General features: G+C 67.7%; 13 protein-coding genes and 2 tRNA genes. 7 read left to right on the forward strand and 8 right to left on the reverse strand.

What is annotated here, in order from left to right:
• Positions 1-8: 8 nt before the first annotated feature.
• Positions 9-1331 carry an MFS transporter gene (locus C457_RS16720; RefSeq protein ID WP_008096516.1) on the reverse strand — a complete coding sequence of 441 codons (1323 nt, stop codon included), beginning with the start codon at positions 1329-1331 and terminating at the stop codon, positions 9-11.
• 165 nt (positions 1332-1496) lie between these two features.
• Between C457_RS16720 and C457_RS16725 the strand changes: the two genes are divergently transcribed.
• Complete coding sequence (locus tag C457_RS16725; RefSeq protein WP_008096517.1) at positions 1497-2483, forward strand: pectinesterase family protein; 987 nt, start codon at positions 1497-1499, stop codon at positions 2481-2483.
• Between the two features lie 88 nt (positions 2484-2571).
• Here the strand turns inward: C457_RS16725 and C457_RS16730 are convergent.
• Both C457_RS16730 and C457_RS16735 read right to left on the reverse strand, forming a co-directional pair.
• A tRNA-Thr gene (locus tag C457_RS16730) sits at positions 2572-2643 on the reverse strand.
• Positions 2644-2721: 78 nt separating this feature from the next.
• Positions 2722-3399: a DUF7114 family protein gene (locus tag C457_RS16735; protein WP_004041762.1), complete on the reverse strand. Its 678-nt coding sequence runs from the start codon at positions 3397-3399 to the stop codon at positions 2722-2724.
• Between the two features lie 60 nt (positions 3400-3459).
• Here C457_RS16735 and C457_RS16740 point away from each other — a divergent pair, with 60 nt between their 5' ends.
• Positions 3460-4155: an enoyl-CoA hydratase/isomerase family protein gene (locus C457_RS16740; protein WP_008096518.1), complete on the forward strand. Its 696-nt coding sequence runs from the start codon at positions 3460-3462 to the stop codon at positions 4153-4155.
• Positions 4156-4185: 30 nt separating this feature from the next.
• On the opposite strand, the gene C457_RS16745 is transcribed toward C457_RS16740, so the two are convergent.
• Complete coding sequence (locus tag C457_RS16745; RefSeq protein WP_008096520.1) at positions 4186-5016, reverse strand: NAD+ synthase; 831 nt, start codon at positions 5014-5016, stop codon at positions 4186-4188.
• A gap of 317 nt (positions 5017-5333) precedes the next feature.
• Between C457_RS16745 and C457_RS16750 the strand changes: the two genes are divergently transcribed.
• Positions 5334-5404, forward strand: a tRNA-Gly gene (locus tag C457_RS16750).
• A gap of 488 nt (positions 5405-5892) precedes the next feature.
• A complete protein-coding gene (locus tag C457_RS16755) occupies positions 5893-6072 on the forward strand; it encodes a hypothetical protein (protein WP_049913676.1) in 180 nt (59 codons plus the stop codon).
• 14 nt (positions 6073-6086) lie between these two features.
• Here the strand turns inward: C457_RS16755 and C457_RS16760 are convergent, their stop codons facing one another.
• The 3 genes from C457_RS16760 to C457_RS16770 form a co-directional block, all read right to left on the reverse strand.
• Positions 6087-6266, reverse strand: coding sequence for a hypothetical protein (locus tag C457_RS16760; protein WP_004976393.1), 180 nt, complete (start codon positions 6264-6266; stop codon positions 6087-6089).
• Positions 6267-6316: 50 nt separating this feature from the next.
• Positions 6317-6613, reverse strand: a complete 297-nt coding sequence (locus C457_RS16765; RefSeq protein WP_008096524.1) for a DUF7577 domain-containing protein — start codon at positions 6611-6613, stop codon at positions 6317-6319.
• Between the two features lie 116 nt (positions 6614-6729).
• Positions 6730-7647, reverse strand: coding sequence for an acyltransferase (locus C457_RS16770; protein ID WP_008096526.1), 918 nt, complete (start codon positions 7645-7647; stop codon positions 6730-6732).
• Positions 7648-7875: 228 nt separating this feature from the next.
• Here C457_RS16770 and C457_RS16775 point away from each other — a divergent pair, with 228 nt between their 5' ends.
• Entirely contained in the window at positions 7876-9165 is a 1290-nt protein-coding gene (locus C457_RS16775) for a glycoside hydrolase family 68 protein (RefSeq protein WP_008096527.1), read from the forward strand.
• A 13-nt stretch (positions 9166-9178) separates the two neighbouring features.
• On the opposite strand, the gene C457_RS16780 is transcribed toward C457_RS16775, so the two are convergent.
• Positions 9179-11356: a GH32 C-terminal domain-containing protein gene (locus C457_RS16780; RefSeq protein ID WP_008096528.1), complete on the reverse strand. Its 2178-nt coding sequence runs from the start codon at positions 11354-11356 to the stop codon at positions 9179-9181.
• Positions 11357-11530: 174 nt separating this feature from the next.
• Here C457_RS16780 and C457_RS16785 point away from each other — a divergent pair, with 174 nt between their 5' ends.
• Both C457_RS16785 and C457_RS20715 read left to right on the forward strand, forming a co-directional pair.
• On the forward strand, positions 11531-12604 hold the full coding sequence (locus C457_RS16785) for an aldo/keto reductase (protein WP_008096529.1): 1074 nt from the start codon (positions 11531-11533) through the stop codon (positions 12602-12604).
• A complete protein-coding gene (locus C457_RS20715; RefSeq protein WP_004976399.1) occupies positions 12604-12774 on the forward strand; it encodes a hypothetical protein in 171 nt (56 codons plus the stop codon). The genes C457_RS16785 and C457_RS20715 overlap by 1 nt, the downstream gene beginning before the upstream one ends.
• The last annotated feature ends 169 nt before the right edge of the window (positions 12775-12943 follow it).

Below are 12943 nucleotides of genomic sequence, written 5' to 3' on the forward strand. Positions count from 1 at the left end.
CGCGCGGCTCAGTCGGTCGGTTTCGCGGTCGGCGACGGGGCCGCATCGGCACGGGACTCCCGCCGATGGAGCAGGTACGCACAGCACACCGCGACGACGCCCGCGGCGGTGGCGATGCCGAACGCGACGCGGTAGCCGGTCGGCGTGTAGACCCGCGCGCCGGCCACCGTCTCGCCCGTCCAGTAGGCGTCGAGGGCGAGACCCATCACCGCCGGAAACAGCGCCGCGCCGAAGTATCCCATGCTGTTTATCGCGCCCGTGACCGTCGCGCTCGCGGTGGCGTCGTGGCGCTCCTTGGCGACCGTGAAGGCGATGACGGCCCCGCCCATGACGAACAGCGCCGAGAACAGCAGGACGCCGACCACGAGGAGCGGCGGCGTCACGAGGAGGAACACGAGTCCGTACGCGAGGGTGAAGACGACACAGGAGGCGACGATGAGTTCGGTGCGGTAGCCGATGCGGTCCGAGAGCGTCCCGAGGACGGGCGACCCGAGGAGGAAGCCGACGTTACCGACGAAGACGAAAAGCGACGCCGTCCGGACCGACACGTCGTAGAGGTCGGCGATGTAGGGCACGCCCCACAGGCCGGTGACGGTGAAGTTCGTGCCCAAGACCAGAAACAGCATCGTCCCCATCAGCCACGTCTCGCCCTCGCGGAGGACGCGCCTCGTGTTCTCGACGACCGTCCCGAGTTCGACCGACGACGCGGGCGGGCGGACGCCGTCGAGGGGCTCGAATCCGGCGTCTCGCGGCCGGTCGCGGACCGCGAGGTACGTCACGACGGCGAGGCCGACGCCGCCGACGCCGACCCCGAGGAGGACCGAACGCCAGCCGACCGAGTCGATTGCGACCGCGAGCGGCGTCGTCGCCAGCACGCCGCCCATGCCCGCCGCGGCGACGGTCCACCCGGTCATCGTGGCGAACTCGTTCGGCCGGTACCAGTTGGCGAGGAATCGAAGCGTCGCCGTGTAGAGGACGCTCCCGCCGAGGCCGAGGAGCGCCCGCGAGGCGAACGCCACCCCGTAGGTCGGCGCGAGCGCGAAGCCGAAGACGCCGAGCGCCATCACGGCGAGTCCACCGGCGGCGACTCGGCGCGACCCCGCGCGGTCCACGAGGATGCCCGCCGGGAGCTGCAGGCCGGCGTAGATGTAGAAAAAGGAGGCGTGGAGCATGCCGAGCTCCGCGCCGGTCGTGTCGAACGTCCGCGCGAGGTCGTCGGCGAGGACCGCCGAGGTGACGCGATGAAAGCTGACGAGGAGAAAGCCCGTCGTCAGGAGCGCCCAGAGCGCCCACCGGACGCGGGTCGGTCCGAACCGCGAAAGCCGTCTCATGACTCAGTGCGACATCGCGTGCGTGTAAATGTCTATCGTGAACATTCGTGTGGGGTGCTGCGGGTAAGCGGTGGCCCGTTCCCGTTCCCGTTCCCGTTCCCAGCCCGACCGTGAGTTCCTCCGCTATCCCCCAAGCGTATATCGGCGGCACGTTACGTACGTGCCATGCTCGCGCCTCTCATCCTCGCGTTGATTTCGCTCGGCGTCGCCGTCGGACTGCTCGGTACGCTCGCCGAGGCCGACGACCCCGACGAGTACGACTACGTCGTCGCGAAGGACGGCACCGGCGACTACGAGACGATTCAGGCCGCCATCGACGGTGCGAAGTCGTTCCCGCCGGAGCGAATCCGAATCCTCGTCCGGGACGGCGTGTACGACGAGAAGGTCGAAGTTCACGCGTGGAACCCCGACATCACCCTCGTCGGCGAGAGCGCCGAGGGGACGGTCATCACCCACGACGACCACTTCGAGAAAATCGACCGCGGGCGCAACAGCACCTTCTTCACCTACACGCTGGAGGTCCGTGGCAACGACTTCCGTGCCCGCGACCTGACCGTCGAGAACGGCGCCGGCCCGGTCGGACAGGCCGTTTCGCTCCACGTGGATGCCGACCGGGCAGTCTTCGAGAACTGTCGCTTCCTCGGCCACCAAGACACCATCTACGCCGCCGGCGAGGGGGCGTGCCAGTACTTCTCGGACTGCTACGTCGAGGGGACGACCGACTTCATTTTCGGCGGTGCGACCGCCGTCTTCGAGGACTGCCGCGTCCACTCGAAAGCCGACTCGTACGCGACGGCGGCCTCGACGCCGGCGGACGAGCCCTTCGGCTTCGTCTTTCTCGACTGCGAACTGACCGCCGACCCCGACGTTTCCGAGGTGTATCTCGGCCGGCCGTGGCGGAACCACGCCCGAACCGCGTTTATTCGCACGTGGATGGACTCGCACGTGCTCCCCAACGGGTGGCACAACTGGTCGCGCCCGGAAGCCGAGGAGACGGTCGAATACGCGGAGTACGACAGTCGAGGACCGGGTGCGGAGGGCGAGCGGGTGTCGTGGGCGACGGCGTTGACCGAAGACGAGGCTGCGCAGTATTCGAAGGCGAATGTGTTGGGTTCCGCGAGTGGTGGGGAGTGGTGGGACTGGGAGGAATGAGCATGCGAGTGAGACGTGTCAGTCTCAACTGGAATCCAACAACTGCTCGGCGACGAGACGCCTCTCTCAACAGTTGGATTTCGAGAAGAGCCTAGGCCGGGATTTGAACCCGGGGTCTCGTCCTTACCAAGGACGCGCTTTACCGCTAAGCTACCCAGGCAGGCATTCCTTGGTTGTCCGGGTTACTCTTTAGGGGTTTCGATTCGAACCGACCCGGAACCGTGGTAGCGTATGTCGATTAGCGGTCCGCCGCGGAGGTAACCGCGTCGTCGCCACCGCCGCCTCGGTAGAGGGCCGCGATGCGCTCGACGGTCCCCTCGGAGACGGTCTCGTCGGCCGGGGGGAAGTCGCCGTCGTGGGTATCGGCCAGCCCGGCGGCGTACTCCACGAGGGCGGTCGGCGGGGCCGAGCCGACGGCCGTGGTGCCGGCGACGACAGCGAGCGTGCAGATGTTCACTTCGAGTTCGCCGTCGAGCTTCGGGCGTGCCGCTTCGTCTGCCGAGCGGCGGCGAGTCTGGTCGCGGCCGAAGGCGCGAACCGTCTCGACGGCGTGGTCGGCGGCCTCGGTTCGGGCGAGGAGGTAGAAGCCGCGCGAGACGAGCACGTCCGCCGCGAGGATGTCGAGGTCGGCGTCGGTGTCCTCCTCGGGGCTCTCGAGATGCGTCCACGGCTCGTCGTGGGCGAGCGACCGGGTGAGCCGGAGGCCCTCGTAGATGAGTTGCACTCCGGCCGCGCGGGAGGCCATCCCGTTCAGGTCGACCTTCGGTTCGACGGCCCGCGCGCTCACGAACGTGAGCACTGCCGGCGTCAGGGAGGCGGCGTCGAGGCGTTCGTCCAGCGCCGCACGGAGGGCCTCGGGCTCGATATCGGAGAGGGCCTCGCGCGCGGCCTCGCGGGCTCGCACGGCGTCGTCCATCGGCCGAGACTTACGGTTGGGAGGGCAAAGACCTTTGGAAAACCACGGCACAACGGGCGTATGATACGGACGACGGACGACGGCGACCTCCGGGTCGTGACCATCGACCGCCCGGCGCGGCGGAACGCGCTCAGACCGACCGACCTCGACGCCCTCGAAACCGCGGTCGTCGAGGCCGACGCGCCGGTGGTCCTCCTCCGGGGGAGCGGCCCGGCGTTCTGCGCCGGCGCGGACCTCGACAGCGTCGCCGACCTCGACGACCCCGAGGCGTTCGCAAAACGGGGCCAACGAGTCGCCGACGCCATCGAAGCCGCCGAATCGGTCGTCGTCGCCGGCATCGACGGCGCGGCCCGCGGCGGCGGCGTCGAACTCGCGCTCGCCTGCGACGTGCGGGTGGCCACCCCGCGGGCGACCCTCGGCGAACCGGGCGTCCGACTCGGGCTGTTCGGCGCGTGGGGCGGGACCGTCCGCCTCCCGCGGGTCGTCGGCGAGGGTCACGCCCTCGAATTCTCGCTTTCGGGTCGCGTCGTCGACGCCGACGAGGCGCTCCGAATGGGCCTCGTCTCCCGAATCGTCGACGACCCGCGCGCGGTCGCGGCCTCGATGGCCGACAACGACCATCGGTCGCTCCGAATCATCAAGGAACGACTGCGCGACCGCGACGGGCGGGAGGCGCGACTCGAACGCGAAGCCGCCGGCTTCGCCGAGCTTCACCGGGCGAACGTCGACGACATCGCGGCGTCGCGCGAAAAGTGAGTGCTGCGAACGGAGCGATTCGACGGCTGGTTACACGTCGAGCGCCGACGGCGCGGGCGGCATCGACCGCTTGTGGGCGCTCCCCGCGACGAGGTCGACCACGCGGTCGACCTGTGCTTCGGTCACGCCGAGGTGGCGGACCGTCGCGGACTTCGAGAGCGGGCCGTCCACGTGGAGCGCGAGAATCGCGTCGAGCGCGTCGTAGGTGAGCCCCAGTTCGCCCTCGTCGGTCTGGCCGGACCACATCTCGGCCGAGGGCGTCTGTAACACGAGTTCCTCCGGCACGCCGACGTGGGCGGCCAGCTGGCGGACCTGCTGTTTGTAGAGGTTCCCGATGGGGTTGCAGTCGACCGCCTGGTCGCCGTACTTCGTGAAGTAGCCGGTCATCGCCTCGGCGCGGTTGCCCGTCCCGAGCACGATGCGGTTCTCGTGGTTGGCGACGAAGTAGTTGAGCACCGCCCGCGTGCGGACGTAGACGTTCCCGGCGGCCATGCGGTCGTCGGCCGCCTCGGGGAACGTGTCGAAGAACGTCTCGGCGATGGGCTGAATCTCGACCACGTCGTACTCGATTCCCAGCATCTCGGCGACCCCCTCGGCGTCGCTCATCATGTCCTCGGCGTTCGCCACGCTCGGCATGACGAGCCCGTGGAGATTCTCCTTTCCGAGCGCCTCGACGGCGAGGAAGGCGGTGAGCGTCGAGTCGATGCCCCCGGACAGGCCGAGGACGGCCCCGTCGGCTCCGGCGGCCTCGACGGTGTCTTCGATGAAGGTCGTGATGTGTTCGCGGTGCGCTTCGAGTTCCGCTTCGGAGAACAGGAGGTCGAACGGGGCGTCCTCCGAGAGAACGTCGACGGATGTCATGAGCGCCGGTTGGGACCGGGGGCCCAAATAGTCACGTGTCACGCGAAAACAATGGACGGCCGTCCAGTTTTCGCGGGGCTGTGATGGGGTGAAGCGCTACGTTCAAGTGCCCCCGCAATCTACGGATTTTTGCTTCGGAAAGCGGTTCAAAGCGAAGCGCGCCGATGTGTTGTCGAACGGAGTGAGACAACGCGCGGGGCGAAGAATGTGAGCGCCGATGGGTGACTGAACGAAGTGAAGTCAGCCACGGGGCGAATGCAATGAGCGCCGATGGTCGACCGAGCGGAGCGAGGTCGAGTCAGGGGCGCAAGCGAAGCGCGCCGATGGTCCAGTGGTAGGACACGAGCTTCCCAAGCTCGGAGCCCGGGTTCAATTCCCGGTCGGCGCATCTTCTGAACGGAACCAGACGAGGAGCCGAACGGCTCCGAGTCCCGTGGCGTGAAGAGATACGCCCCGAGGGAATTGAAGCAGCGAGCAACGCGGAGCGTTGCGAGTGAGGTTCAATTCCCGGTCGGCGCATTTCTGTCGAACGTAGTGAGACGAAATTCGCAGGGANAGCAGCGAGCAACGCGGAGCGTTGCGAGTGAGGTTCAATTCCCGGTCGGCGCATTTCTGTCGAACGTAGTGAGACGAAATTCGCAGGGAATCTGAACCCTGCCAGTCGCAGCCGACGAGCAACGCGAGGAGGAACGTCTGGCTCAGGTTCAATTCCCGGTCGGCGCATTTCCGGTGAGACAGAGTCTCACCGACGTACCGTTCGTTTCACTCACGGTACTCCCTGCGGTCGTTTGCCGACCGACCTTCGCAAACCTTCGGTTTGCTCAGTCCCGGTCGGCGAACAGCCGGTTTTACTGACAGTTGTTCGAACGGAACGACATGGAAATCGAAGCGGCCCTCCTGTCGATTCGGCGCTGGCTGATGGTGCTCGCGCTGTTACTCACGTTCCAGATGTACACCGACGCAGTCGGCTGGACCGGTCAGCCGGCCCCGCTCGCGCTGCTCGGTGCGGGCGTCTACATCGCCGTCGCGTTGCTGCTCACTTTCTTCGAACAGTAACCCGCCTCACCGGCTCAGAAAAACAGGTTCTGCACGTCGTCGAGCTCCGGCGATTCGGAGCGAAACACTGGCTCACGGGCGGTCTGCCGAAGCATCGCGTGGCGTTCGAGGGCCGAGTCGAATTCGAGAATCGCCCGCTCGATGTCGCGGGCCAGCGCGTCGATTTCGCCGTGGAGTTCGTCGTCGTCGGCCATGATACGCGTAGTTAGTCGAGGGCTGGTAAAACGGGCTCGGCCGCGAGTCGTCACCGGAGCCGTCGGGTGCAGTTCCAGCAGAGGTCGAAGGTGGTGTCGGCCTCGTTTTCGACCCCGCAGTTCGGGCAGATGCGCTCGCCCGTCGGCGTCGTCTGCACGCCGGCCTGCGAGCCGTCGTCGAACGACGCCGCGATTTCGGGGTGGGCGTAGCGGTCCGTCCGGGCGGAGTCCCGACCGGCCCCCTCGCCCATCGTCGGCTCACCGCCGTTGACGAGGTACCGATAGACCAGGAGCTGGAGCAGGGTCAACCCGAGGGCGTAGACGACGATCCAACCCCAGATGTCCATCACACATTGACTTACGTTAGCATGCTATATCGGTTCTTCGGTCGAACGGGTCTGCTGACGCTCTCGACGGTGGTCGCGGGCGATGCCGGCGCGGCGGTCTCGCACTGAAAAAGGAGTTACTCGCGTCGGTGAGAATCCACCGGTCCGTCGAGGTCGCGGTCGAACTCGTCGAAGGCGTCGAGGTCGTCGGGGAGCTCGTAGGGAATCTCGCGCTCGTCGGCGCGGCGCTCGCCGCCGACGTCGAGCGGTTCGGCCGCGTCCTCGAAGCCGGGCTTTACTTTCACGCTCTTGGCGGGCGAGCCGACCGCGATGTGGTGGGCGGGCACGTCACCCTGCACGACCGACCGGGCCCCGACGATGGCGTTCTCGCCGACCGAAACGCCGGCGTTCACCATCGCGTCGTAGGTGATGCGCGCGTCGTCGCCGACGGTCGTGTGGTAGTTTCTGACCTCGGTCTGGTCGACGGTGTCGTGGGAGTGGCTGTAGATGTGGACGCTGTCGGAGATGGAGACGCGGTCGCCGATGGTGAGTTTCCCGCGGTCGTCGAGGTGCACGTCGTCGTGGATGACCGTGTTGTCGCCGACGGAGATGTTGTGGCCGTACGAAAAGGTGACGCCCTTGAAGATGCGGAGGCTGTCTCCGGCCTCCTCGAAGAGGTGGTTGGCGAGCATCTGTCGGAATCGGAGGGCGAAGGCGACGTTGTCGGCCATCGGCGTCGCGTCGAACTGCCGCCAGAGCCACTGGAGGTGCTTCGAGCGCTTGAACTTCTCGTCGTCCTTCTCGGCGTAGTACTCGGCTTCGAGCGTCGCGTTGCAAGGGTCGTACCCCTGCAGTCGGACCCGCGTCGCGGGCGAGACAGGCTTGCCGTTCTGCCAGCGCTCCCACGCCTCGCGGTCGCCGAACAGGTCGACGAGGGTGTCCCGAACGACCGTGCAGGTGTCTTCGTCCGAGGCGAGGCGGCCGTCGACCTCGTCGATGAACGCCTGGAGGCCTTCCTCGGCGTCCGCCGGAAGCGAAACGTGGACCTTCGTCATTGCACCGTCGTAAGCCGTCGAGATTCAAAGGGATTCGGTTGTGCGAACCCCGCGTCAGGCCTCCTCCGGGCAATATTAGCTGGTTTCGGGCGTCTGGTGCGTGTCTGATGAGACAGGTTCGGCCCGTCGCTAGTGGCGAACGGAACCCGAAACGGACCGAGTGGGGCGTCTCTCCGATGGGTGATACGAATGGTGAAACCTATCACAGTTGCCCGAGTTTACACGATAATGAGTGAAAAATTCAGAGAAGGGATTCCGGCGTGGACGCGGGAACACGCCGAAAGCCTCCGCCGCGACGACTCGAACGTCGCGCCGGTCATCTACCCCCCGGACGAGCGACTGGACGACGACCTGCACATCTGGGACACGTGGTTCCTCCGGAACCGCGACGGCTCCGTCGCCGAAATCGACGGCTACCGCGTCGTCTTCTCGCTGACGTCGTCGTCGGACCTCCTCCCCGGCAAGCGCCACGACGTGGCGACGATTCGCTACTTCTACTCCCGGGACGGCGAGGAGTGGACCACCGGCGGCGTCGTCTTCGACGGCGGCGCGCTCGGCCAGCGTCAGTGGGCCGGGTCGGCGATGTACGACCCGGACGGCGACGGCGGCGACGTCTATCTCTACTACACCGCGGCCGGAGAGGACGGCGCCGAGGAACTGACCTACACCCAGCGCATCGCAGTCGCCACCGGGGGGACCGTCCGCACCGACGACGCCGGATTCAGCATCGAGGGGTCGTGGGACCACCGAATCATCCTCACGCCGGACGGCGACTGGTACGAGCGCGAGGACCAGTCGCGCGGGATGATATACACCTTCCGCGACCCGTGGTTCTTCGAGGACCCCGCGTCGGGCGAGACGTACCTCCTCTTCGAGGCGAACACGCCCGTCCCCGAGGGTGCCGGCGAGTGCGACGACCCCGTCTGGGAGGAGTTCAACGGGAGCGTCGGCATCGCCCACTCGCCGACGGGCGACCCGACCGACTTCGAACTCCGGCCGCCGCTTCTCGACGCCGTCTGCGTCAATCAGGAACTGGAGCGCCCGCACCTCGTCGTCCGCGACGGGACGTACCACCTGTTCGTCTCCAGCCACGTCCACACGTTCGCGCCCGGCCTGACGGGCTACGATGCCCTCTACGGGTTCGTCGCCGACGACCTCGCGGGCGACTACGAACCCCTGAACGGCCACGGGATGGTTCTCACGAACCCGAAAGGCGCGCCCTTCCAGGCGTACTCGTGGCTCGTCTACGACCACGGCGACGACCTCCTCGTCTCGTCGTTCTTCAACTACTTCGACTACGACCGACCGAGCCTCGACGACGTGGGACTCCTCCCACCCGAAGAACAGCAGCGCCGGTTCGGCGGCACGCTCGCGCCGACCGTCCGGGTCGCTCTCGACGGCGACGAGACGGATGTCCTCGGGACGCTCGGCCACGGGCACCTGCCGCTCCCCCGCGAAACGCTCCCGACGCCGTGGTGGGAGCGAGACGGGGACGCCACTCGCGGCGGCGACTACTGAACGAACGCGGCGGTCACTCTCGTTTTCGCGCCTCGAACGTCGCGTCGAGTTCCCACGCGTCGAGCGAGCGGACGTCGACCCGACCGCCGCCCTCGCCGCGTCGGACCGTGACCGAGACGCCGTCGGCGTCCGCGCGCGTCGGGTAGACCCGAGTCGTCAGACAGCGCTGCTCGTCGGCGAACACCTCGACGACCGAACAGTCGACGAACACGCGGAGCGACACCGACTCGCCTTCGACGGGCATCGAGCGGGGCTCTCGGTCCGCGTCGTGGGCTCGGGTGCTCCGCTCGCGGTCGACCGTGACGCGGTCGCCGTCGTACCGGAGGACGGTCCGCTCGCCCAGCGCCGGCGACTCGAACAGCCCGAGTTCGAACGCCCCGTCGCCGTCGACCGCGACGTCGACGGCGAGTTCGTAGGCGTTGCCCGAGAGGTCGAGCGACGCGTGCTCGTCGGCGTCGAGTGCGTGCCTGTCGAGTTCGACGTGACGGCCGCGGAGGGTGGCGAGTTCTCCGGCGGGTCGCTGTCGGAACTCGCCGTCGGCGTTCACCGAAAGCTCGCGCGGGAGCGAGAGCAACCCGGACCAGCCGGCGTGCCACTGCGCGTCGACGCCGCGGGTCTCTTTGACCCACCCCCACGCGAGCGTCCGGCCGTCGTCGACGACGGTCGACTGCGGGGCGTAGAAGTCGCCGTAGTCGAGCAGGCCCTCGCGTTCGACCGCGAACTCCGGGGCGTCGAGGTCGGCGGTGCCGACGAAGTAGCGCACGTCCTCGTAGTTCGAGACGTGCAGCAGTTGGTGGTCGCCGAAGTCGAGGAGTTCCGGACACTCCCAGACGGTTCCGTGACCCTCGCTACCGGAGTGGAGCGGGCCGACGTACTCCCACTCGCGCAAGTCGGGCGAGCGGTAGAGGAGCGCGACGCCGCCGACCGCCGCGATTGCGGAGCCGATGAGCTGGTACCAGTCGTCGCCGACCCTCCAGACGGCGTGGTCGCGGAACTCCGCGGCCCAGTCGTCGGTCCCGAGGATGTCGAGGTCGTCCGGGGGCGTCTCGATGACGGGATTGTCGGGCGCTTTGTCCCACGACCGGAGCAGCGGGTCGCTCGTCGTCGCCAGACAGGGAAGCTGGTGGTGGTCGCGGCCGCCCGTGTAGATAATCGTCGGCACGCCCTCGCCGTCGACGACGGCGCACCCGGACCAACAGCCGTCGCGGTCCGGACCGTCCGGGTCCGGCGCGAGCGCGACCGGTCGGTCCGTCCAGTGCAGGAGGTCCTCGCTGGTCGCGTGGCCCCAGTGAATCGACCCGTGGAACGGTCCGCCGGGGTTGTACTGGTAGAACAGGTGGTAGGTCCCGTCGTGCTGGATGACGCCGTTCGGGTCGTTCAGCCAGTTTGCGGGGCCGGCGAGGTGGTACCGGGGTCGGAGATGGTCGTCGCCGAGTCGCTCGCGCATCGCGGCGAACCCCTCGGCGTCGGCGGGGCGGTCGGTGAACGCCGGTCTGCGGTGGGCGGGGCCGCCGAGGACCGCGAGCGCGTTGCGGAGGAGGTGTTCGTTCGCGCCCATCGTCTCGAAGTCGTTGCCGTGGTGGGTGAGAAAGGCGACTTCGGCACCGATACCGTAGACCGCGCCCGCGCCGCGGTCCCACGCGACGACGGACTTGAGCGCGACGAGGAAGTCGTCGCCGTGGAGCGTGCTGGCGAGGACCTGCCCGTTCTCGGGGAGGACGTGTTCGTACCGGGCGAAGGGGCGCGGCGCTTCGGGTGGTTGGAGGTGGACGCCCAGCGTATCGAACCCGTCGAACAGCGGGTGGTCCGCGTGGATGGACTTCGTCAGCAGTCCGGTCGGGTGCGGCGAGTTCTCGGTCCCGACCGCGTCGGGCGCGACGGGGTCGATTCCCAGCGCGTCGACCGCCGAGAGGGCGTTGAGCGTCAGGAGGAGTCCGCCGCCGTCGGCGAGGTACGCGTCCAGTGCGGGCACACACTCGGCCGCGAGGGCACGCACGTCGGCGTCGACGTGGCGGTCAGAGTGCCACCACAGCACGTCGAACTCGGAAAGGTCGGTCTCCCCGGTTGCGACGGCGTCGAGGGAGATTGTTTCGACGCTCGCTATCGACTCGGCCCACTCGAACGCCACTCGCTGTTCCTCCGTGAGTTCGGTCGCGAAGAGAAATCCGACTCGAACCGGGATCACGTCCATTGCTGGCGTGGTTCGGCATCACCGTGCATGAATCTGCGGATTCACTCGGTGTCGAGCAAATTCACACAGCGCCCGGAGGCCGAGCGCGGGACGCGAGCGCCGCCCACGCCGGGGATTCCCACGAGACGGAAACAAAACACACCCAATAAGTCGCCCCAATCCGTAGGGCCGGCCATGCACTACCGCGAACTCGGCACCTCCGGAATCGAAGTCAGCGAGGTCGGCTTCGGTGCGTGGGTCGTCGGGACCGACTGGTGGGGCGACCGCTCGGACGAAGACTCCATCGAGATGCTCCATCACGCCATCGACCGGGGCATCGACTTCTTCGACACGGGCGACGTGTACGGCCACGGCCACTCCGAGGAGGTCGTCGGCGAAGCGCTCGCCGACTACCGCGACGAGGTCACCGTCGCCACCAAAATCGGCTACGACTTCTACAACAACCCGCAGGCCGGTCACGGCGAACTCCCCAAGGAGATAACCGGCGAGTGGGTCCGCGAGGCGACCGAAAAGAGCCTCGAACGCCTCGACATGGAGTACGTGGACCTCCTGCAACTCCACAACGCGAACGTCGACGAAGTCACGCCCGACGTGCTCGAAGCCCTCGACGAACTCAAAGAGGAGGGCCTCATCAAGGCCACCGGCTGGGCGCTCGGCCCCTCCATCGGCTGGCTGGCCGAAGGCGACATGGCCATCGAAGAGGAGTTCGACGCGCTCCAAATCGTCTGGAACGCCTTCGAACAGGACGTGGGCAACCACTTCCTCGACACCATCCGCGAGACCGGTTCCTCGACGAGCCTCATCGCCCGCGTGCCGCACTCCTCGGGCCTCCTGAACGAGCAGGTCCGCCCGGAGACCGAACTCGGCTCCGGCGACCACCGCGGCTTCCGCCCCGACGAGTGGTACGAGACGGGCTGGGAGAAGCTCGAACAACTCCGCTTCCTCGAACGCGACGGCGAGCGGACCATGGCGCAGGCGTCCATCGCCTACCTCCTCGGCTACGACGAGACCGCGGCCGTCACGCCGACGTTCCGCACGAAAGACGACATCGACGAGTGGGCGAAGGCCTCCGACGTGCCGAAGCTCACCGACGAGGAGCTAACCCGCGTCGAGGAACTGTACGCGGACAACTTCGGCATCGACCGCTTCGACGGCATGGACGCGCTCCGCTCGTCGGTCGACGGGGACGACATCCGCGCGGCCGGCCTCGACAAGCGCGTCGCGAAAGGCGCGCGCAACGAAGCCTGATGGGTCGCCTGAAAACCCTCCTCGGCGTCACCGCGGTCGCCCACGTCGCGCTCGCGTGGCTGGTCAGCCTCGACGCCAAGAAGCGCGGCGACGACGCCGGTCGCTGGATAGCGCTGACGCTCCTCACCGGCGTCGTCGGCGCTGTGGACTACGTCCGAAACGGGCGCTAACGGCGCGTCCGCGGTCGACCTCGGTGACGTTCCGTTCTGTCGCGACTCACTTCTGACGCTCACGAGGGCTCCCTTTCGATATATATCGCACTTAGCAGCCTACTACACCGCCGCCGCCGAACTCGACCGGTACGGTCGCCGCGGCGCGCTCGCGCCGGGCCGACCCGCT

It is taken from the genome of Haloferax prahovense DSM 18310 (genome assembly GCF_000336815.1).
Classification (GTDB): domain Archaea; phylum Halobacteriota; class Halobacteria; order Halobacteriales; family Haloferacaceae; genus Haloferax; species Haloferax prahovense.

Coding starts and splice junctions, on each gene's coding strand:
- C457_RS16780 (WP_008096528.1), bottom strand. CDS start 11,356: ATGGACGTGATCCCGGTTCGAGTCGGATTTCTCTTCGCGACCGAACTC.
- C457_RS20715 (WP_004976399.1), top strand. CDS start 12,604: ATGGGTCGCCTGAAAACCCTCCTCGGCGTCACCGCGGTCGCCCACGTC.
- C457_RS16765 (WP_008096524.1), bottom strand. CDS start 6,613: ATGGACATCTGGGGTTGGATCGTCGTCTACGCCCTCGGGTTGACCCTG.
- C457_RS16775 (WP_008096527.1), top strand. CDS start 7,876: ATGAGTGAAAAATTCAGAGAAGGGATTCCGGCGTGGACGCGGGAACAC.
- C457_RS16735 (WP_004041762.1), bottom strand. CDS start 3,399: ATGGACGACGCCGTGCGAGCCCGCGAGGCCGCGCGCGAGGCCCTCTCC.
- C457_RS16725 (WP_008096517.1), top strand. CDS start 1,497: ATGCTCGCGCCTCTCATCCTCGCGTTGATTTCGCTCGGCGTCGCCGTC.
- C457_RS16740 (WP_008096518.1), top strand. CDS start 3,460: ATGATACGGACGACGGACGACGGCGACCTCCGGGTCGTGACCATCGAC.
- C457_RS16770 (WP_008096526.1), bottom strand. CDS start 7,647: ATGACGAAGGTCCACGTTTCGCTTCCGGCGGACGCCGAGGAAGGCCTC.
- C457_RS16755 (WP_049913676.1), top strand. CDS start 5,893: ATGGAAATCGAAGCGGCCCTCCTGTCGATTCGGCGCTGGCTGATGGTG.
- C457_RS16720 (WP_008096516.1), bottom strand. CDS start 1,331: ATGAGACGGCTTTCGCGGTTCGGACCGACCCGCGTCCGGTGGGCGCTC.
- C457_RS16760 (WP_004976393.1), bottom strand. CDS start 6,266: ATGGCCGACGACGACGAACTCCACGGCGAAATCGACGCGCTGGCCCGC.
- C457_RS16785 (WP_008096529.1), top strand. CDS start 11,531: ATGCACTACCGCGAACTCGGCACCTCCGGAATCGAAGTCAGCGAGGTC.
- C457_RS16745 (WP_008096520.1), bottom strand. CDS start 5,016: ATGACATCCGTCGACGTTCTCTCGGAGGACGCCCCGTTCGACCTCCTG.